The following is a 19947-nucleotide window of genomic DNA, read 5'->3' on the forward strand; positions in this document are numbered from 1 at the left end:
GGAGCGTATTTGTTTATACGTGCCCGGGGTCCTGGGGCCCGGGGGGGGGGGGGCTCGCGTCGGTTCGGCCCGCCCGCCCCGGGGCGGAGCGTCAATCGGTGGAGACGATCTCGTTCACGATCCACGCGCCGAGTTCCTCGGTCATGGTGGTGTGTCCTTCGTTGCGGCCGGCGCACAGGAACGCGTCGAGTGCGCTGCTGTCGGGTGTGATCGGCTTGTAGAGCGCCTTCGGGTCGTCGATGTCGCCGGCGGCGACGGCGCTGATGCTGGGGATGAAGCAGGACGTGCGGATGACGTCCTCGTCCACGGTGTTGCGGAGGAACGCCATGAGGAGGCCGGCCAGGCCGAAGCTGCCGGGGTCTCCCTCTGGGGTCGGCAGGGTGAAGACGCCGCCGGGAGCGCCGTCGATCTCGGGCAGTCCGCTGGTGCGGACCTGGATCGCCGCTCCGCCGCTCTTCTGCAGCCGCGCGACGACCTGGTCGCCCTGGGCCTGCGTCTTGAGCCAGGTGTCCTTCAGCGTTTCGCCGTCGCCCCTGACCGCGGTCACGTCGGCCTGGACGCCGTTGCCCTTGCCGGTGTCCACGCCGTTGGCGACACCGATCTTGCGTACGTTCCGCGGCCATCCCCCGAGCTCGTCGAGCTCCCTGAGGAACTGCACGCGCTCCGGGGCCGGCGCCGGGGTGTCGTCGGTCTTCGCGATGTACCAGCGCGCCATCTGCTTCGCGGCGGGGCTGTTCAGCAGCGCGGAGAACTGGCGGAGGCTTTCCCCGACGACGGGGTCCTCGCTCCAGTTGTCCGTCGCGAAGTGGATGAACGCCTGGAGGGAGACGGGGAGCCATCCGCCGTGGTGAGGGGAGTCGTAGGACAGGTGGAGGGACGTCTCGTGGTCGGGAAGGGCGGGGTCCTGCTCCATCTTCGCCAGCGCGTAGCGGGTGACCATGCCGCCCATGCTGAAGCCGCCCACGACCAGCTTCGAACGCCCCACCCGCTCGCCGAGGGCGCGGCGGATGCAGTCGATGGCGGTGTCGGCGTTGTCCTTGATCGACGCGGTCCGGTCGTTGTAGCCGAGGATGATCACGTCCCGGCCGGTCGCGTGGAGTTCGGAGATGAAGCGGAAGTCGCCGTTCTCCTCCAGCCCGTTCCAGAGCGTGTCGAGGTTGCTCGCCCCACCGGAGAAGCCGTCGGAGAGGATGACGGGCCTGATGAGCTGTCGTCGGTTCAGCGGGCTGTAGTAGACCCAGGCGGTCCCTCCGCTGAGTGACCACTCGTCATGCGGCTCCGGCGCGGGGGGAGTCGCGGCGCGGGGTGCGGGGGAGACCTGGCTCCAGAGGTCGACGACAGGGGTAGGCATGATCGGTTGGCTCCTTGGGGGGTTCACGGGTTCGCCGAACGGCTGACCTCGTATGGCACCTTATGGAGTCATATGTCGTCACAGACGGTAATCACCGTGGAGGTTCACACGAAGGTGGCCATCTTCGCCTCGGAGGTGTGCGCACCCGTGGACAGGGGAAATGGGCGGCGCCCGACGGCACTCCTAGTCGTGTCGCAGGGTGTACAGCTCCCAGGAGTCGGGGTCGCCGACGAAGACGTACAGCTTGGGGTGTTCGCGGGTGCCGTAGACGCCCCAGTCGTCCATGTCGACGGGGCAGGAGTCGACGGAGACGGTGACCAGCTGGGAGTCGGGGCCGTCGACCGGGTCGAACGACCAGGTGCCTATGCCGGAGCACTCGCGGATCCGGGGTTCGGACGGGTCGACGGTGTCGTGGAAGTCGAAGGTGTCGACGCGGGACGCCGTGGCCCTGCCGTCCGGGGCGAGGGTGAGGGTGCCGCCCTGGCCGTCGGAGTAAGTGCCCGCGATCTGCTCGGCGTTCAGCTGCGGAGGCTCGTAGCCGACCCCGGCGAACAGGGCGATGCCGGCGGCGGCGAAGGCGGTGACGACGGCGAGGGTGCCGTGGACCGCCACCCGGCCGAACATCGCGCGGCCCGTGAGCCGCGGCCGGTCCGGCAGCAGGAGCCTGCGGGCGACCAGGGCGGGCGCGGTGAGCGCCGCCGTCGCCGCGAGCCATCCGGCGAGCCCCGCAAGGAGCCCGGCCTCCGCGAGGATCGCCAGGGCGGCGACCGGTGGGCCGGCCGCGACGGCCGTCACCGCAGGAACCCACCCCCACGCCTCGCGCCCCGAGAGCCTGCGGCCGAGCCAGGCGGCCGAGGTCAGCACGGGCATCACCACGGAGACGGTGAGGAAAGCGCCGAGGACGGCCCCGGCCAAGGCCGCGAAGGGTGCGGCGATCACCATCACGACGAACCCCAGCGCGTTGTACGGCAGTACCGGGCCCTCGATCGCGCTCTCCCGCACGTGGTTCGCGATCATCCCGATCGCGGCCTCGACGAACATCACCGAGACGGAGGCCGTCACCACGGCGCCGAACCTGTCCTTCGGGCGCGCCTGGACCGGGTCCTGGGGCTGGATCCGGTCGGACTCCGACTCCGGAACCGTCATTTCTGAACGCATTCAAATCCCCTCCGGCGCCCATCATGCACCACGGCGGAGGCATGATCGACCCATGAGTGAGATCGTTCTGATGGCCGACCCGAAAGTCGCCGCCCTGCCCGTCCTGGAGTGCGGCGAACCGCTCGTGGACGTCCGCGACAGCTCGCTGCTCGTCGACACGCGCAAGCAGGACCCGGACCACGCGTACGCCCACCTCCGCCAAGGCGTCCTCGAACGGCTGCTCACCGCACAGACCCTCCTCCCCGACGGCCTCCGCCTCCTCTTCGTCGAGGGCTACCGACCCCCCTCGCTCCAGCGCGCGTACTTCGACGAGTACGCCGGACAACTCCGCACCGCCCACCCCACCTGGTCCGACGACCGCCTCCACACCGCCACCAGCCGCTACGTCTCACCCCCCGCCATCGCCCCCCACAGCGCCGGCGCCGCCGTCGACCTCACCCTCGCCGACCCCTCCGGCCGCGAACTCGACCTCGGCACCCGCATCAACGCCGACCCCGAGGAAAGCGACGGCGCCTGCTACACCCACGCCCCCCACATCACCCCCCAAGCCCGCACCCACCGCCACCTCCTCTCCACCGCCCTCACCACCGCCGGCCTCGTCAACTACCCCACCGAGTGGTGGCACTGGTCCTACGGCGACCGCTACTGGGCCCTGACAACCGACGCACCCTCCGCCCTCTACGGCCCGACGGAACTGACCCGGGGCGGATGACACGACCCGAGGGGGGATCGGGTGGGGGGTGTGCGCGACCGGTGCGGCGGCGCCCCTTGCCGGGCCTAGGCTTCCGCGCCTGAACCCGCACCACAGGTACGGCTCACTACCGGTGCGGGTCCAGGCACTAGGGGCGAGGGCGCCGCCGAGGGCGCCGTCCCGTGTGCCCACCCGTCCCGCCCCAGCAGGACGATTGCCCACACGGCGGTGGGCCAGGGCGACGGCCGGGCGCGCGGGCTCAGTCGACGGTGGGTGGCAGGGCCGCGGATGGCCGCGCGGGCTCACACGGCGGTGGGGCGCAGCCCACGTGTCAGGTCAGACGGGCACAGGCTCAGCTAACGCGGCGGGCGCTATGCCGACACGGGCGCCGCTCACGGCGCGGGCGCAGCACGGCGCGGGCCCAGCTCACGACACAGGCGCAGTACACGGCGCGGGCGCGCGGCGGCGGGAGGTGCAGGCCGTGCGGGCCGTGCAAGCAGCTAGGGGAGGCGGGTTACAGGGGGGGAGGGTCAGGTGGTGCGGGTGAGGCGCCAGATGTGGTCGGTGCCGGTTTCGGCGGGGGCGGTGGGGGTGTGGGGGCGGTGGAGGTGGAGGGTGAAGCCGAGGTGGGTGGGGACGGCGGCGCTGGGGTGGTTGGCGGAATCGTGGACGATTTCGACGGCGTGGATGGTGGGGAGGCGGAAGGCCTGGGAGATGAGGGCCCGGGCGGCGCGGGTGGCGATGCCGAGGCCGGTGGCGGCGGGGTGGAGCCAGTAGCCGATTTCGAGGGTGTCGGCGGGGGTTTCCTCGTCGTGGCGGTGCAGTCCGCAGCTGCCGACGATGGCGCCGTCGAGGACGATCGCGTAGCTGTACTGGACGCCGTCGGCCCAGAGTTCGGCGCGACCGGTGAGGAAGGCGCTGGTGCTGGCGAGGCTGTGCTGGGAGACCCAGGGCATCCATGGCCGCAGGTGTTCCAGCGACTCCTCGATGACCCGGAAGAACTCCGGAAGGTCCGCCTCGCCTTCGAACGCGCGCAGCGTCAGGCCGCCGTCGAGCTCGATACGGGTCTGCGGCAGGTCCGGTGACTCGTCCGGGAGTCGGGACTCGGCCCGGAGCAGAGGCTCGGGCTGCGGCTGCGGCTGCGGAAGGTCCATGCGGCGAGGATCGTTCGCGTGGTCGCCGCGCCGCAAGGGATTTCCGTCAGGCCGAGAAGCGGGCCGGGGGGACGCGCGGGGGCGGCGCGGCACGGAGGAGTGGGGACCGAACCTGCGGCGCCCCCCGGCGTTCCGACGACGTCCCGACGTCCCGGCGTTCCCGACGCGAGCGGGAGCGCGATCGTGATCGTATGGCCCGAGACGCGGCGACGAGGGTCCACTGCCGAAAGACGGCTGACACGAGCGGCCCCGGGGCCTCGGTCCGAAGGTCCGCCGGAACAGGACGGGTGATGCCATGGACGTGCGGATCGAGATCGACGAGGGATTGATCCGAGGGCTGCTCCGGGAGCAGCATCCGGATCTCGCGGAGCTGCCCATTCGGGAGGTGCCGGGCGGATGGGACAACCAACTGTGGCGGGTAGGCGATGAGTTGGCCGTGCGGATGCCCCGTACGGAACGGGCCCCGGACCTGTTGCGCAAGGAGTACCGCTGGCTGCCCGTCCTGGCGCCGCCGCTTCCGCTGCCCGTGCCCGTTCCGGTGCGTACGGGGGAGCCGTCCGAGCGTTTCCCGCGGTTCTGGACGGTGGCCCGGTGGGTTGCCGGAGAGCCCGCCGATGCGGCGCCCGTCACGCGGGGCGAGCACGCGGCCGAGGCGTTGGCGGGCTTCCTGCGGGTTCTGCACCGTGCGGCGCCGGAGGATGCGCCCGTCAACCCGCACCGGGGGGTGCCCCTGTCCGCTCATGCGGGTGAGGCCGAGCGGGGGCTGCGGCTCCTGTCCGAGTTCGCCGACGCGGCGGCCGTACGGCGGGTGTGGGAGGACGCCCTCGCCGCGCCCGAGGCGCGGGGAACGCCGGTGTGGCTGCACGGGGACCTGCACCCCGCGAACGTCGTCGTGACCGACGGGACGCTCTCCGGCGTCCTCGACTTCGGCGAGCTCTGCTCCGGCGATCCGGCCACGGACCTCTCGGCCGCGTGGCTCCTCCTCCCCGCCGGAGCGGCCTCGCGCTTCTTCGAGGCGTACGGCGACGGCGACGGCGCCGGCGACCGCGCCCGTGACGACGGCACCGTGGACGGCGCCGTGGGCGTGGACTTGGACGAGGCCACTGTCCGCCGGGCCCGGGGCTGGGCCCTCCTCCGTGCCGCCGGGCTCATCGACATCGGCCGCGCCGGGGACCAGGGCCTGCCCGGTGGCAAACCGACCTGGGGTCCGGCGGGCCGGGCGGCACTCGCGCGCGTACTGGCGGACGGGTAAGCCCCTCGCGGGGCTGCGGCCGCGCGTCAGCGGACGACGTCGAAGACGTTCTTCTGCAGGCCGTTGGCGTACACCTCGTGCTCGACCAGCTTCAGCTTCTGGGTGTCCTTGTCGGTGGTGCTGAACAGGCGCTTGCCCGCGCCGAGGAGGAGCGGGAAGACGAGGAGGTGGTAGCGGTCGATCAGGCCGGCGTCCGAGAGGCTGTGGTTCAGGGCGGCGCTGCCGTGGACGATGATCGGGCCGCCTTCGGTGTCCTTGAGGGCGGCGACGTCGTCGAGGGAGCGCAGGATCGTGGTCTCGCCCCAGTTCGACACCAGGTCGTCCTCGGAGAGCGTGGTGGAGACGACGTACTTGGGCATGACCTTGTAGTCGGCGAAGTCCGCCATGTCCGGCCAGACGGGGCTGAACGCCTCGTAGCTGGCGCGGCCCAGCAGGATCGCGGCGGATTCCTTCTGTTCGCGGGCCTTGATGTCGTAGGCCTCGGCGACGAAGTCGATGTCCTTGAAGGTCCAGCCGGAGTTGCGGTAGCCGGGCTCGCCGCCTGGGCCTTCCACGACACCGTCGAGCGAGATGAAGGCGGTGCTGATCAGGGTGCGCATCTGGGTTTCCTTCTTCGTGGGCCGTGGGCCGTGGGCCGTGGGTCGTGCGTCGCACTTGCTTCACTGAGTAGGACGTGGCTGCCCCGCCGAACTCATCGGTGGTCGGCGGGGATCCTCGACGATGCTGCGGTGGGCTGCGGTCCACCGCCGACGGTCGTGGTCGCTCAGAGGCTGCGGGCGGTGATGTCGCCGTGTGCGGTGGTGGCGCGGATGTCGAGGTCGGTGGTGCCGTTGTTGCGGAGGGAGTTGGTGATCCGGCCCAGGGTGGTGCCGGCGTCCAGTACGGCGGATGCTCCGGCGGCGACGCCGACGGTGATGTCGCCGCTCTGGGTGGAGAGCACGAGCGTGCCGCGCACGGCCTCGGCGATGCGGATGTCACCCCGGGTCGTGGAGATGTCGGCGGGGCCGGTGAGCCGGCCGACCTCGACGTCGCCCTCGACCGCGGTGAGGCGGACGGCGGCGGCCTCGTCGAGCGTGATCCGGCGGTACGTGCCTTCGAAGGCGATCTCGCCGAGCGGCCCGACGCCGCTGAACTCGCAGGCGGCGGCCTTGGCCGCGACGCTGGAGCCGGCGGGCAGGTGGACGGTGACCTCCACGGCCCCGAAGGAGCCGGTCAACTGGCCGTCGGGCTGCGGGGCGTGGATCCCCAGGACTCCGTCGGCGTACGAGACGACCGCCAGCTCGGCGGCGCGGACGTCCCGCTTCTTGCCGGGTTCCGCCGGCCGGACCTCGACCGTGGCGTCGGCACGGTCGTCGGCGACGATCCGTACGCGTCCACGACGGGCCGGCGCGCGCGGCTACGGCTCGGTCACATCTCCGTCCGGCCGGCCGGGAGTTCGGCTCCGTCGCACAGGATGAGGGGCATGCGCCGTCACCGTTCCCGTAAAACCGTCGTCGGTTCGCTCGTGTTCGTCACCCTCGCCGTACTGGCCGGTGGTTACGCCGTGGCCGTCGGCGGCGAGCCGCGCGACACGATGCGGTACTGCCCGAGCCCCGAGGAGCCGAGGCTCCCGCCGGGTACGCCGTGCATCTCGCAGGACCCCAACGACAGGTATCGGGAGAACCACGCGTTCCAGCAGGAGATGGAGATCACCGACGAGCAGCGCGCCGGTGCGCAAGGCAAGGCGGAGGCCCTCGCCAAGGCCCTGCGGGCCCTGTCGGGGGGCAGGCCTGAGGGCAAGCCGGAAGGCGAACCGAAAGAAATGCCGACCGGAGAGCCGACCGGAGAGCCGATAGGGGAGCCGACCGGCGAGGGGGCCGGCGAGGCGGAGGTCCGGGCGGCGGCCGCCGCGGCACTCGGCCTGGCGCCGGACAGGATCGAGTACCGGGCGGAGGCCCGGCCGGGCCTCCTTGTCGGTGGCGGTCACGGCAAGGTCTGTGTCATCGGCCGTATCGACAGGCGGGGAGTCGCCACGGCCGAGGTCACCGGACGCACCCTGGACGGTACGTGCATTCCGGGGCTCGGGGGGCACTGAGGGACCCCGTCGCCGGCACCGGATCCGCGGGCCGTACGCCGATGGCCCGCTCGGGCGGTGCGAGCGGGCCATCGGGGTCGTGCGGAGGAACGGGCGAGCCCGGGCTGTCGGGCGGGGGCGGGTCAGCCCTTGCTGACCGCCGCGAGGATCTCCGGCAGGCGCTTCGCCGTGCGCGGGGCGGCGAGCTTCAGGCCCGCGAGGACGAGGAGTCCGCCGTAGAGGGCGCCGAGGGGGAGGACGAGCCAGAGGAGGGACTGGTGGTCGGAGAGGTGGAGGTAGACCGTCGCGGCGATGAGGGGGGCGCAGATGAGGCCGCCGGCGAGCATGCCGCCGAGGATCGACATCCAGGCGAGGGCGCCCTGGCCGGGGGCGACGTTCTTGTAGCCGCTGTCCTGGGGGATGGAGTACGGGAAGCTCGCCGAGGTGATCGCGCCGGTGCCCATCATGGCGCCGAGCAGGGCGAAGGCGAGGCCGAGGGCTTCGGGGAGCCGTGACCAGTCGCCGAGGACGCCGGCGGTGACGGCGGTGACGAGGGCCGTGTACGGCAGGGTGATGGTGAGCATGGCCAGGGCGCGGGAGCGGAGTTCGGCGTAGGCGTCGGCGGTCGTCGAGATGGTCTGCGCGACCATCCAGAAGCCCGAGCCGTCCTGGCCGAACTGGTTGTACATCAGCATGCCGAGCATGCCGGAGGCGAAGCAGGCGAAGTAGATCGAGCCGGCGCCCTGGAAGGCGTTGAAGAGCGGGACGATCAGGCCGATGGCGAGCGAGGTCACCCAGGCGGCCTTCGTCTTCGGGTCGCGCCAGATGTAGCGCAGGCTGCGGTCCATGACGGCGCCCGTGCGGCCGCCCGGCAGGAGCCGCGCGAGCCGGCCCGTACCGTCGGCCTTCTCGCGGACGCCCGCGTCGGCGGCCGCGCCGATGGTGGAGCCGTCGGGCTCGACCATCAGGCGCACGAGGCTCCGCTGCCACCAGTGGACGAGCCCGGCGAGCGTGGCCGCCGTCAGGAGCAGCCGGGCCGCGGCCACCGCGTAGTCGCCGTTGCTCGCCGCGTCCACCGCGCCGATCGCGGCGGCCGGCGGCAGCCAGGCGACGACGGCCGTCGCGGGTTCGAGCGATTCCAGGCCGCCGGCCTGGCCGAGGCGCTGGGCGCCGAAGTTCACGAGCTGCATGCCGACCGCGATGACCAGGCCGCTGAGCAGGGCGAGGTCGCGGCCCTTGCGGGAGGTGAGCAGCCGGACGTTGGCGGCGGCCACGGACCGGGACAGGGCCACGCACGTCACCGCGGAGAGCGGTACGGCGAGGACGGCGAGGACGGTGGCGGCGGCGCCGTGCGCGACGGCCAGGGCGGCGCCCAGGACCAGGATCAGGGTGAGGGCCGGGCCGATGCCCACGAGGGAGGCCACGAGCAGTGCCCGGACCAGCGGCCGGGGCCGCAGCGGCAGCATCACGAGCCGGGACGGGTCGAGGGTCTCGTCGCCGCTCGGGATGAACAGCGGCATCACCGTCCAGGCGAGCGCGAGGAACCCGGTGACCAGGATCGCGATGCTGTCGGCGTCCGCGCTGCCCCTCATCAGGACGAACGCCAGGAGTATCGCCGCGGCCAAGACGGTGCCGAAGACGATCGTGGAGAGGTACGCGGCGGTCCGCCCGCCCGACTGCCGCAGCCCGTTGCGCAGCAGCGACAGCTTGAGCCGTACGAAGACCGACGTGAGCGACGGTACGGGGGGGGCGGGGGACACCGGGGGTGCGGGAGTGGTCGAGGTGGCGGCGCTCATCCCGCGGCCCCGTTCGCGCCGCCCGTGGAACCGGTGGCGCCCGTCGCGCCCGGCACCGCACCGCCGCCCAGCCAGTCCAGCGAGTCGCCGGCCGCCGTGCGGCCGTTCGCGCCGACGAGCTCCAGGAACGCGGCCTGGAGCGAGGGGGCCGTGCCGCGCACCTCGGACAGCGGGCCCTGGGCGCGGATCCGGCCGGCGGCCATGACGGCGACCCAGTCGCAGAGCGACTCGACGAGCTCCATGACGTGGCTGGAGAAGACGACGGTCGCGCCGGAGGAGGTGTACCGCTCCAGGACGCCGCGGATGGTCTGCGCGGAGACCGGGTCGACGCCCTCGAAGGGCTCGTCGAGGAAGAGGACCTCGGGGTTGTGGAGGAGCGCGGCGGCGAGGCCGATCTTCTTCCGCATGCCGGTCGAGTAGTCGACGACCAGTTTGTTCTGCGAACCTGTCAGGTCGAGCACGTCGAGGAGCTGCGCGGCCCGCTTGTCGACCTCGGCACCGGGCAGCCCCCGCAGCCGCCCGCTGTACGCGAGGAGTTCACGGCCGGAGAGCCGCTCGAACATCCGCAGGCCCTCGGGGAGGATGCCGATGCGCGCCTTGACCTCGGCGACCGACTCCGGGTCGGCCCAGACGTCGTGCCCGGCGACCAGGATGCGTCCGTGGTCGGGACGGAGCAGGCCGGTGATCATGGAGAGCGTGGTGGTCTTGCCGGCTCCGTTGGGCCCGACGAGCCCGATGAACTTCCCCGCGGGCAGGACGAGATCGATCCCGTTCACGGCGATCTGCTGGCCGAAACGCTTCCACAGTCCCTCGATGCGCACCGCGGGCACCGCACCGGCTTCCGGTGCGGTGCCCGGTGCGGCACCCGCCTTGTCGAACGCTCCGTCAAATGCCTGGTCAGGCATGTACGTCAACCCCTCGGTCGTCCCCGTCATCCTTACGGGCACCACCCTAAGGGCGGGGTCGATCGGCCCCCAGGGTCACGACGTGCGGCTCCTCGCCTCCGCCGCTTCCCGGCCGCACGCGTACGCGAGGGCGCTGATCAGTTCCTCGGCGTCCGGGAGCCAGCGGTTGGCCGGGGTGGGGCGGCGCGCCCACTGCACGGCGCCGCAGCCGCCGATCCGGGTCGGCGGGGCCGCCACGTAGTGCCCCTCGCCGCGCGTCACGAGGTCGATGGCGGCCGGTGTCCAGCCCAGCTTGCGGACGAGGTCGGGCACCTTGGCGGCGGCACCCGGCAGTACGAAGAAGTACATCCGGCGGTCCGGGGTGCAGGTCACCGGGCCGAGCGTCAGCTCCATCCGCTCCATGCGGGCGAGCGCGAGGAACCCGGCGGACTCGGCCACCTCGATCGCGTCGAAGGTCCGGCCGGTCGGCAGCAGGATCGACGCCTTCGGCGTCTTCGACCACATGCGCCGAGCCCCGACCCCGCTCCCGGTGGCCTGGGTCGACCAGTCGGGCTTGACCGCGTGGGCGCCGGGGACGGCGCACGCCTCCGCGCCGCAGGAGCAGCGCTCCCTGCCCTCGACGGCCTCAAGCCAGGTCCCGGGGAACACGTCCCAGTGCCGCTCTTCCGCGTACCGCACGGCGCTGTCCAGTAGCTGCTCGCCTCGCTGCTGGGGGATCTGTGCGGCTTCCGTGACTCCCATGGTCTCTTCCACGGTGAGCACAACTGCCCCCGCCACCTGGGGTTACGGGCGCGGTGGCGGGCGTGTTGACGCATCGATCCTGCATGTGGGGCGCATCGGTGCACTCGCGGGGGCGCGCGGAGGGCCGGGGAGCGGGGGTGGGTACGCACAGGTGGGGGCGTCGGCGGCGGGGTGGCTCATCCTCGCGGCAGACGTGTCCGGTTTCGCGTGTTCACATCGGCATTGACCGGATATCCACCGGGCAGTGATCACTTCTCCGGTGATCACCGCACGGCCTCAGGGGGTACACATGGCAGCCAGGCCACTCGTTCCGCGTCAGCTCAACGAACGGCTCCAGGCGCTCATTCAGGAGGCGGCCTGCTCCAACGCCGGCCTCGCCCGCAGGGTCAACATGGTCGGCGCGGAGCGCGGCCTCGACCTGCGGTACGACAAGACGTCGGTGGCGCGCTGGCTGCGCGGGCAGCAGCCGCGCGGCCGGGCGCCCGGGATCATCGCGGAGGCGCTGGGCCGCAAGCTGGGGCGCACGGTCACGATCGACGAGGTCGGCATGGCCAACGGCCGGAACCTCGCCGCCGGGGTGGGCCTCCAGTTCGCGCCGACCGTGCCCGGGGCGATCGAGCAGGTCTGCGAGCTGTGGCGCAGCGACGTGGGCCGCCGGGACTTCCTCTCGGGCTCCGCGGTGGCGGCCTCCGCGCTCGTCGAACCCAGCAGGGACTGGCTGATCACCGTCCCCGACACGCACGTGGCCCGGCTCGCCGGCGCCCGCGTCGGCGTCGCGGACGTGGCGGCCGTACGGGAGATGACGAGCGCGCTCGTCGACCTCGACCGGCGGTTCGGCAGCGGGCACGTCAGACCGGTGGTCGTCCACTACCTCAACAGCGTCGTGTCGGGGATGCTGTCCGGCTCCTACCGGGAGGCCGTCGGCCGGCAGCTGTTCGCGGCGGTGTCGCGACTCACCGAACTCGCCGGGTACATGGCGGTCGACACGGGCGAACCGGGCCTGGCCCAGCGCTACTACATCCAGGCGCTGCGCCTCGCGCAGGCCGCCGGCGACCGGGGCTACGGCGGATACGTCCTGGCCGCGTCGATGAGCCACCTCGCCGCCCAGCTCGGAAACCCCCGGGAGATCGCCCAGTTGGCGCGGGCCGCGCAGGAGGGGTCGCGCGGGAAGGTGCCGCCGCGGGCCGAGGCGATGTTCTTCGCGGCCGAGGCGCGCGGCCACGCCCTGCTCGGCGACGTCGGTGCCTTCGAGGCGGCGGCCGGCCGGGCCGTACGGGCCCTGGAGCAGGCCGATCCTGAGGCGGGCGACGACCCGGCGTGGATCGCCCACTTCGACCACGCCTACCTGGCGGACGAACTGGCGCACTGCCACCGGGACCTGGGGCAGGCGGACGCGGCGGCGCGGGCGGCGGAGGAGTCGATCGCCGGGCACCCGGAGACCCGGACGCGGCGGCGCGCCATCGGCCTCGCGCTCCTCGCCTCGGCGCGCGTCCAGCAGCGCGAGATCGAGCAGGCCTGCCGCACGGGGACGCGCGCCCTCGAACTGCTCGGCACGCTGCGGTCGTCCCGGGGCGCGGAGTACCTGGAGGACCTGAGGGAGCGCCTGGAGCCGTACGCGGGCGAGGCGGTGGTGCGGGAGTTCGGGGCGCGGATGGACCTCGCGGCGGCGTAGGCCCGTCGGGCCGGCGGGCCCGTCCGGCCTGTAGGACCGTCCGACTCGCGGGCTCGTCCGGCTCGTGGGGCCGTCCGGCTCGTGGGTCGGGGAGTCGATTGCGCGGGTCGCGCGGGAAGGCTGCGTCGGGAAGGCTGCGTCGGAAGACTGCGGCGAGGAGGCCAGGTCGGGAAGGCCGCTTCGGAAGACTGCGGCGAGGAGGCCACGTCGGAAGGTTGCGTCGGGGAGGCCAGGTCGGGAAGGTTGCGTCGAGAAGGTTGTGTAACCGGGCTCACACGTGTGTGCGGAGCCCTGGGCGCACCCGGTAGCGTGAGCCGACGATTCCGTAGGTTTATCAGTAGGAGTCCCGGTGACGCAGAACGGACAGGGTCCGGAGCCGCAGTACCCGGCGGTGCCCCCCGCGCACGACGGTGCCCACGGGGGAGCGCAGCCGTGGGGCGGCGCCTGGGGTCCCGCCGGCGGTCAGCCGGGCGGTCAGCCGCTGCCGCCCGCGCAGCCGCTGCCCCCGGAGGCGGCGCCGGGTGCCGCGGACATGCAGTCGACGCAGTACCTCCCGCCGATCCCGCCGCAGCAGGCGCCCCAGGCCCCGCAGGCTCCCCAGGCCTTCCCGCAGCAGGCGCCGCCGCAGCCCGGGTACGGCTACCCGCAGCCCGGCGGTCCGGCCGGCGCGGACATGCAGGCTACCCAGCACATCGCGCCGGTCCCGGGCGCGATGCCGCCGGTGCAGGCGCAGCAGCCCGGCTACGGGTACCCGCCGCCGGCCGCTCAGGCCGCCGGCGACATGCAGGCCACGCAGTTCATCGCCCCGGTGCCGCCGCAGCAGGGCGGGGGCTCGGCGACCCAGTTCCTCGGCACGGGCCCGCTGCCGCAGCAGGGCGGCGGGCAGGGCGGCGGGCCGGCGGGGGCGTCGGACGCGACCCAGTTCATCGCCCCCGTACCGGGGCAGGCGTCCGGTGAGCGGCAGCCTCCCGCGGAGTTCGACAGCCTCTTCCGCACCGAGGCCCCGCAGGCGCCCAGGGCCCCGCAGCACCCGCAGCCGCCCCAGGGCTACCAGCAGCCGGCGGCGCCCGCGTACCAGCAGCAGCACCAGCAGCAGGCCCCGCAGCACCAGCAGCAGGGCTTCCAGCCGCCGCAGCCGCCGCAGTCCCAGCAGTACGGCTACCAGGACGCCTACTACGACGAGGAGCCCGAGCCGCGCCGCAAGTCGCCGGTCGCGCTGATTGCCGCCGTCGTCATCGGCTGCGCGGTCGTCGGCCTCGGCGCCGGCGCGCTGCTCAGCGGCGGGGACGAGAAGAAGGACCCCAAGGGGGGCGGCCAGAACGTGGCGGCGAGCTCCGCCGCGCCCTCCACCGGGGCGCCCGCGGAGAAGCCGGCCGACCCGGCGGAGGCGCAGGCGCAGGAGCTCGGCAAGCTGCTCGCGACCAGCAGCAGCAGCCGTGAGACGGTGATCAGCTCGGTCGCTTCCATCAACCAGTGCAAGAACCTCGACCAGGCCGCGAACGATCTGCGGGGCGCCGCCGAGCAGCGCCGCGGGCTGATCACCAAGCTCCAGGCGCTCTCGGTCGACAAGATCCCGGACAACGCGGCGCTGACGGCGGCACTCACCAAGGCCTGGCAGGCCTCGGCCGCCGCCGACGACCACTACGCGGCCTGGGCCGACCAGATGAAGGGCAAGAAGGCCTGCAAGGGCGGCAAGGCCCGCTCGACCAGCAACCGGGTCGCGGGGGACGCGAAGAGCGGCGAGGCCACCACCGCCAAGAAGACGGCGGCCGGGCTGTGGAACCCGACCGCCGCGAAGTACGGACTGGAGAAGCGGACCTACACGCAGCTCTGAGCGGGCTTACGGGGCGCTGAGGACGGTCTCGCCGACGTCGACGAAGCCGGGCTTCTGCGCCACGAGGCGTCCCTGGCGGACCACCTGGAACGTCACCTCGTGGTTGACGATCCGGGGGAAGCCGGGGGCGCCGAGCAGGTCCTCGTACTTCCAGCGCAGGACGGGCGTCAGGCCGCCGGTGTCGATGCGCGCGCCCCGGTCGAGGGCGTGGCTGATCTTCGCGGCCGTGACCGTGTCCGTGTCGAGGCCCTCGACGACCTCCCTCAGGACCGTGTACGCGATCCAGGTGGTCTGGACGCCGGCGTCGGCCGGGTCGACCCGGTTGTCGGCGAACGCGTGCTCCTGGATGACCTTGCGCATCGGCGCCCAGCTCTTGTCGCCGGCCTCCGGGTACCAGCCGGTGACGTACGCGCCCTCGAAGGGGCTGTGGGCGCCGCCGGTCCGGTCGATCACGGGCTGGCCGACGCTGCCGAGGACCGACGAGATGCGGACGGCGGCCTCGTCCCCGCCCTTCGCGTCGTCCCGCCGCCCGCCGTCCGGCAGGCGGCGGAAGGAGTCGAAGAAGGTCTGGGTGCGCTCGCCGAGCACGGCGGTGACGCAGCCGTCCTCGTGGCCGGCCTTGCTGCGGGCCCGGTCCGCCTGCTTCGAGTACTCCGCGGCGTCCTCCAGGGCCGGGATGTCGATCGCGCTGCGGTGACTGGCCTTGCGGAGGCCGGAGTTGAGGAGCCCGGGCAGCTTGTCCCCGGCGATGGTGTCGGGCCGGACGAGCGAGACCTTCCGGCACGACTCGGCCAGCTGCATGCCGTGCCCGGCGATCAGGGAGGCCTGCCCGCCGTTGACGGGGTACGAGAGCGGGCTGGTGAACTCGTCCTCCGAGATGCCGTAGCCGCCGATGTACGGGATGCCGGCGGCTTCGAGGGGGGCCATGAAGGCGCGGCCGTTCTGGCTGTACGAGCCGACGACCGCGACCGCGTTCTCGCGGACGGCCCGGCGGGCGCAGTCGGCGGCGCCGGCGGAGGTGTTCTGTTCGTTGCAGGTGAGGACGCGGAGTTCGTGGCCGTCGAGGCCGCCCTGGGAGTTGACCCACCGTGCGTAGGCCTGTGCCATGGCGGGCATGCCGGGCATGTTGGTCGCTCGGGTCTGGTCGGGAGCCCAGGTCATCACCGTGAGGGGCTCCCTGGAGCCCCCCGTGGCCCCAGGGAGCACGCCGCACCCGGTGAGCAGCGACGCTCCGGTCGCCGCGGTCGTGACGTACGCGAGGAGTGAGGTCAGTCGCCTACCGGTCATGGGCATGCACATTTCCGCCTCACGGGTAACGCGGGAGTGAGCACGGTTCAACGATGGGTGACGTGAAGGTGAATTACGGGGGCCGGGCCCAGATGAGGAGGGGTCGAGTCCGCTTATGCCGCACGGGAACGTACGATCGAAACGTGTCCAGTCCAGTCTCCGGTTCGGTTAACTCTTCCCGTCGCGGCCGTCGCTCCTCCACCATGGGCGGCATGCCGCTCAACGACATGCCGTGGTGGCGCTGGCGCATCAACGTGCGCTCGGCGCTGCACATGCTCTCCGACCCCGGGTTCCACGAGACGACCTGGCTGGCCGGCCTCGACGGGTACGGCGACGTCACCGACGCCGTCTACCGCCTGGTCGAGGACACCTGGCTCGACAACTGGTCCGCCGAGAAATACGTGGGCGCCGTCTTCCGGGACACCGGCGAGGCCGCCCTCGTCGACGTCGCCGTCCTCCGCGTCCTCCGGATCATGCACCAGGTCGGCCCCGACGCCCCCGTCTCCGCCTACCTCGAACACCACGGCTGGCCCGAAGCCGTACGCGCCGCCCGCGAGGCACACGTGCGGATGGCGCAGGCCGACGGCGAGGACCCCGACGCGCCCCCGCGCACCCTCGACGTCCTCCGCATCATGACCCGCTCCTGACCCGCTGCCGCCCGGCTCGCGCACCGCTCGCGCCCCGGCTCGCGCACCGCCCGCGCGGTGCTCGCGAACCGTCCGCGAGCCGTTCCGCCTGACGGACAGAGGCACACCCGGCGCATCCGGGTGTGGCAGGCTGCCGGAATGACCGATCAGTACGTCCTCACCCTCTCGTGCCCCGACAAGCAGGGCATCGTGCACGCCGTGTCGAGCTACCTCTTCATCACCGGGTGCAACATCGAGGACAGCCAGCAGTTCGGAGACCGGGACACGGGGCTGTTCTTCATGCGCGTCCACTTCTCCGCCGAGGCGCCGGTGAACGTGGACAAGCTGCGGGCCAGCTTCGCGGCGGTCGGCGACGCGTACGAGATGGACTGGCAGATCAACCGTGCCGACCAGCCCATGCGGGTCGTGCTCATGGTCTCCAAGTTCGGGCACTGCCTGAACGACCTGCTGTTCCGCTCGCGCATCGGCGCGCTGCCCGTCGAGATCGTCGCCGTCGTCTCCAACCACACCGACTTCGAGGAACTCGTCGGCTCCTACGGGCTGCCCTTCCGGCACATCCCCGTCACCAAGGACACCAAGGCCGCCGCCGAAGCCGAGCTCCTGGAACTCGTCCGCGAACAGAACGTCGAGCTCGTCGTGCTCGCCCGCTACATGCAGGTGCTCTCCGACGACCTCTGCAAGCAGCTGTCCGGCCGGATCATCAACATCCACCACTCCTTCCTCCCCAGCTTCAAGGGCGCCAAGCCGTACCACCAGGCGCACGCCCGGGGCGTCAAGCTCATCGGTGCCACCGCGCACTACGTCACCGCCGACCTCGACGAAGGTCCGATCATCGAGCAGGAAGTCGAGCGCGTCGGGCACGAGGTCACGCCCGACCAGCTCGTCGCCGTCGGGCGCGACGTCGAGTGCCAGGCCCTCGCCCGTGCCGTCAAATGGCACGCCGAACGCCGCATCCTCCTCAACGGCCGCCGCACCGTCGTCTTCGCCTGACCCCCAACACGACCCCCCGCCGTCGCCGCGGCTCCGGCCGCCACCCGTCGCCCCCACCGCCGTGTGGGCAATCGTCCCTCCCCCAGACTTCGTCCGGGGGTACCCCCAGGGCGGGACGGGTGGGCACACGGGACGGCGCCCTTGGCGGCGCCTCCGCCCCTTGTGCCTGGACCCGCACCCATTGCTCGGCGTGCATCCGGTGCGGGTTCGGGCGCGGATGCCTAGGCCCGGCAGGGGGCGCCGTCCGTTGTGCCCACCCGTTCCGCCCCTGGCGGACGATTGCCCACAACGGGCGGGGCGCCGTCCGTTGTGCCCACCCGTTCCGCCCTGGGGGTCCCCCCGGACGAAGTCTGGGGGAGGAACGAATGCCCACAACAGGGTGGGCACCGTCCCAGTGGAACGGGTACCTGCAACGGGTGGCGCGGCCGCGGAAGCCTGCGAAAGGTGGCGGGTGGGGTCAGAGGCGGCTGAGGGAGGCGGCGGCGGAGAGGACGTCGCGGATGGCTTCGCGGTCACCGTCCTGCCCGGCGGCGGCTTCCTCGGGGGAGATGTGGCCGGCGACGAGCTGGCAGAACTCGACGCCGTCCATGGCGACCTGGGCAACGGACTGGTCGGGGGAGCCGATCGCGGCGGGGGAGTCGAGGGGGATGTACCAGTGGCCGCCCCCGGCGCCCTCGACTTCGAGGTGGAGGGAACGGCCGGGCGTGCCCGCGGCGACGAGGCGGCGGGCCGGGGAGGCGAGCCCGGTGCGGCGCCGGGTGGCGAGGGCCGCGGGGAGGAGCCGGGCCGCGAGGTCGATCATGCCGTGGAGGTGGGCGCCGCTGGGCGGGGCGTACGGGTAGGCGATCGCGTTGGCGATGTCGTCCGCGTGGACCCAGCACTCGAAGGCCCGTTCCAGGAGCGAGTCGCGCAGCGGCAGCGCGAAGTCCTTGTACGTGACGGTGAGGTCGGCGACGCCCCGCCCCGCGAAGGAGACCGTGCGGATCAGGGTGTGGCTCTGCTCACGCCAGGGGTCGCGCAGCGCCCGGTTCGGGGGCCGGTCGAGCCCCGTCCAGAACGCCTCGGTGCGTTCGGCGGGCGACAGCTCGGGCACGCCCGTGCCGAGCGGGTCGTCCAGGCCCAGTGCGGCCGACACCAGGCCGTCGACCGCGAAGAGGTGGCCGATGACACCGGCGACGGTGGCCTTGCGCCGTACGACGCGGTCCTCCTCGTACCACTTGAGCCGTACCGGCGCGTGCCACTCGGACTCGCCGATGTCCCGGAGGAGCGCGTCGAGCCGGGCGGTCTCGGCGTCGTACGGGGTCACCCAGTCGGGGACGGGGATGCGGGCGGGGCGGCGGCCGAGGCAGTTCTCCAGGACCCGGGAGCGGAGCAGCGGGTCGAGGTCGAGGTCGCGGTCCTCGTGGAGCAGTGCGACCGCGTCGCGGAGCCGAAGTGCCTCGTCGGCGCAGGGCGCGCACGCGGTGAGGTGGTCCTCCACGGCCTTGGTCTCCCCGCTGGAGCATGCCGAGAGCGCCCAAGCCCCGAGGAGGGACTTGAGCACCGCGTGGGTCAGGACGAGCACCTCGGGCTCGGGCTCGGGCCCACCTGCACGAAGCTCCGGCTCGCCCGCCTCGCGTCCCGTCTCGTCCTCGGGTGTGCTCGGCCACGGGCGTGGTGGCGTGTCCAGGTTCGCGTGGTCGTCGGCCGACTGTCGGGGGCCCGGTATCCAGGGGGTGCGGGCGACGTCGTCGGCGTCGTTGTCGGCCTCGCTCACAGGGCTGGTCCGTAGCCGGGCGGGGAGGAGCCGCCGAGGGGGCGGGTGTTGGCGTTGGAGAGGAGCTGGAGGCCGAGGCGGAGGCGGCGGCGGGCCTCGTCGTCGGTGACGCCGAGGTCGGCGGCGGTCTGGCGGTAGTCGCGCCGTTGGAAGTAGGCGAGTTCGAGGGCGGCTCGCAGGGGGGCCGGCATGGAGGTGACGATGTAGTCGGCGCGGGCGGCGACGTTGGCGCGGCGGACCTTCTGTTCCAGTTCCTCGGCGGAGCCGAGTCCGGTCTCCGCGTAGGCCGTCGTCTCGGCCTGCCGCAGCCGGTGGACGGCCTGGCGCTGGGTGAGCCGGGCGACCCAGGAGCGCATGCTGCCCTGCTTGGGGTCGTAGGCGTCGGGGTTCTCCCAGATGTAGCCGAAGACCTCGCGGGTGATCTGGTCGGCGGCCGCGTCGTCGTCGAGGACGCGGTGGGCGAGGCTGTGCACCAGGGCGGCGAACCGGTCGTAGAGCTCGCCGAGCGCGGCGGCCTCCCCGCGCGCGAGCCGCTGCTGCATCTTGCGGTCCCAGCGCAGTGGTGTGTCCGTCGCCATCCGGCCCTCCGCCCCTCCCGGTCTCCGGTCCAGCCCCTTCCCCGTCCAAAGTAGTGCGCGGCACCGGGGACGCACGCCCGTT

General features: G+C 72.8%; 17 protein-coding genes and 1 pseudogene. 7 read left to right on the top strand and 11 right to left on the bottom strand.

Annotation, left to right across the window (positions count from 1 at the left end):
* Positions 1-91: 91 nt before the first annotated feature.
* Both ACFCY7_RS06815 and ACFCY7_RS06820 read right to left on the bottom strand, forming a co-directional pair.
* On the bottom strand, positions 92-1351 hold the full coding sequence (locus ACFCY7_RS06815) for an esterase/lipase family protein (protein WP_376481980.1): 1260 nt from the start codon (positions 1349-1351) through the stop codon (positions 92-94).
* A 183-nt stretch (positions 1352-1534) separates the two neighbouring features.
* Positions 1535-2509, bottom strand: a complete 975-nt coding sequence (locus tag ACFCY7_RS06820) for a hypothetical protein (RefSeq protein ID WP_376481982.1) — start codon at positions 2507-2509, stop codon at positions 1535-1537.
* Between the two features lie 52 nt (positions 2510-2561).
* Here ACFCY7_RS06820 and ACFCY7_RS06825 point away from each other — a divergent pair, with 52 nt between their 5' ends.
* The gene (locus ACFCY7_RS06825) at positions 2562-3221 is read left to right on the top strand and encodes a M15 family metallopeptidase (RefSeq protein WP_376481984.1); all 660 of its coding nucleotides are present in this window, start codon (positions 2562-2564) and stop codon (positions 3219-3221) included.
* 509 nt (positions 3222-3730) lie between these two features.
* Here ACFCY7_RS06825 and ACFCY7_RS06830 read toward each other — a convergent pair.
* Complete coding sequence (locus ACFCY7_RS06830; protein ID WP_376481985.1) at positions 3731-4354, bottom strand: GNAT family N-acetyltransferase; 624 nt, start codon at positions 4352-4354, stop codon at positions 3731-3733.
* Positions 4355-4649: 295 nt separating this feature from the next.
* Between ACFCY7_RS06830 and ACFCY7_RS06835 the strand changes: the two genes are divergently transcribed.
* Positions 4650-5606 (top strand): aminoglycoside phosphotransferase family protein, encoded by a 957-nt coding sequence (locus ACFCY7_RS06835; RefSeq protein WP_376481987.1) that lies wholly within the window; start codon positions 4650-4652, stop codon positions 5604-5606.
* A 26-nt stretch (positions 5607-5632) separates the two neighbouring features.
* Here the strand turns inward: ACFCY7_RS06835 and ACFCY7_RS06840 are convergent, their stop codons facing one another.
* Entirely contained in the window at positions 5633-6205 is a 573-nt protein-coding gene (locus tag ACFCY7_RS06840) for a dihydrofolate reductase family protein (protein WP_376481989.1), read from the bottom strand.
* Between the two features lie 164 nt (positions 6206-6369).
* Positions 6370-6981, bottom strand: a pseudogene (locus tag ACFCY7_RS06845) (DUF4097 family beta strand repeat-containing protein); the annotation flags it as partial.
* Between the two features lie 87 nt (positions 6982-7068).
* Between ACFCY7_RS06845 and ACFCY7_RS06850 the strand changes: the two are divergent.
* Positions 7069-7680: a precorrin-3B C(17)-methyltransferase gene (locus tag ACFCY7_RS06850; RefSeq protein ID WP_376481991.1), complete on the top strand. Its 612-nt coding sequence runs from the start codon at positions 7069-7071 to the stop codon at positions 7678-7680.
* 122 nt (positions 7681-7802) lie between these two features.
* On the opposite strand, the gene ACFCY7_RS06855 is transcribed toward ACFCY7_RS06850, so the two are convergent.
* The 3 genes from ACFCY7_RS06855 to ACFCY7_RS06865 form a co-directional block, all read right to left on the bottom strand.
* On the bottom strand, positions 7803-9455 hold the full coding sequence (locus tag ACFCY7_RS06855) for a transporter (RefSeq protein ID WP_376481993.1): 1653 nt from the start codon (positions 9453-9455) through the stop codon (positions 7803-7805).
* On the bottom strand, positions 9452-10360 hold the full coding sequence (locus ACFCY7_RS06860) for an ABC transporter ATP-binding protein (protein WP_376481994.1): 909 nt from the start codon (positions 10358-10360) through the stop codon (positions 9452-9454). The genes ACFCY7_RS06855 and ACFCY7_RS06860 overlap by 4 nt, the downstream gene beginning before the upstream one ends.
* Before the next feature lie 75 nt (positions 10361-10435).
* Positions 10436-11101 (bottom strand): bifunctional DNA primase/polymerase, encoded by a 666-nt coding sequence (locus tag ACFCY7_RS06865; protein ID WP_376481996.1) that lies wholly within the window; start codon positions 11099-11101, stop codon positions 10436-10438.
* A gap of 289 nt (positions 11102-11390) precedes the next feature.
* On the opposite strand from ACFCY7_RS06865, the gene ACFCY7_RS06870 reads away from it, so the two are divergent.
* Both ACFCY7_RS06870 and ACFCY7_RS06875 read left to right on the top strand, forming a co-directional pair.
* Positions 11391-12773 carry a transcriptional regulator gene (locus ACFCY7_RS06870; RefSeq protein ID WP_376481997.1) on the top strand — a complete coding sequence of 461 codons (1383 nt, stop codon included), beginning with the start codon at positions 11391-11393 and terminating at the stop codon, positions 12771-12773.
* A gap of 349 nt (positions 12774-13122) precedes the next feature.
* On the top strand, positions 13123-14607 hold the full coding sequence (locus ACFCY7_RS06875) for a hypothetical protein (RefSeq protein WP_376481999.1): 1485 nt from the start codon (positions 13123-13125) through the stop codon (positions 14605-14607).
* Between the two features lie 6 nt (positions 14608-14613).
* On the opposite strand, the gene ACFCY7_RS06880 is transcribed toward ACFCY7_RS06875, so the two are convergent.
* On the bottom strand, positions 14614-15894 hold the full coding sequence (locus ACFCY7_RS06880) for an ABC transporter substrate-binding protein (RefSeq protein WP_376482001.1): 1281 nt from the start codon (positions 15892-15894) through the stop codon (positions 14614-14616).
* 203 nt (positions 15895-16097) lie between these two features.
* Here ACFCY7_RS06880 and ACFCY7_RS06885 point away from each other — a divergent pair, with 203 nt between their 5' ends.
* Complete coding sequence (locus ACFCY7_RS06885) at positions 16098-16541, top strand: hypothetical protein (RefSeq protein ID WP_376482002.1); 444 nt, start codon at positions 16098-16100, stop codon at positions 16539-16541.
* 138 nt (positions 16542-16679) lie between these two features.
* Positions 16680-17531, top strand: a complete 852-nt coding sequence (gene purU, locus ACFCY7_RS06890) for a formyltetrahydrofolate deformylase (protein WP_367827568.1) — start codon at positions 16680-16682, stop codon at positions 17529-17531.
* A 457-nt stretch (positions 17532-17988) separates the two neighbouring features.
* Here the strand turns inward: purU and ACFCY7_RS06895 are convergent, their stop codons facing one another.
* Both ACFCY7_RS06895 and ACFCY7_RS06900 read right to left on the bottom strand, forming a co-directional pair.
* Entirely contained in the window at positions 17989-19287 is a 1299-nt protein-coding gene (locus ACFCY7_RS06895) for a maleylpyruvate isomerase N-terminal domain-containing protein (RefSeq protein WP_376482005.1), read from the bottom strand.
* On the bottom strand, positions 19284-19865 hold the full coding sequence (locus tag ACFCY7_RS06900; RefSeq protein ID WP_376482007.1) for a sigma-70 family RNA polymerase sigma factor: 582 nt from the start codon (positions 19863-19865) through the stop codon (positions 19284-19286). The genes ACFCY7_RS06895 and ACFCY7_RS06900 overlap by 4 nt, the downstream gene beginning before the upstream one ends.
* Between the last annotated feature and the right edge of the window lie 82 nt (positions 19866-19947).

This window comes from Streptomyces sp. NPDC056361 (genome assembly GCF_042262805.1).
Classification (GTDB): domain Bacteria; phylum Actinomycetota; class Actinomycetes; order Streptomycetales; family Streptomycetaceae; genus Streptomyces.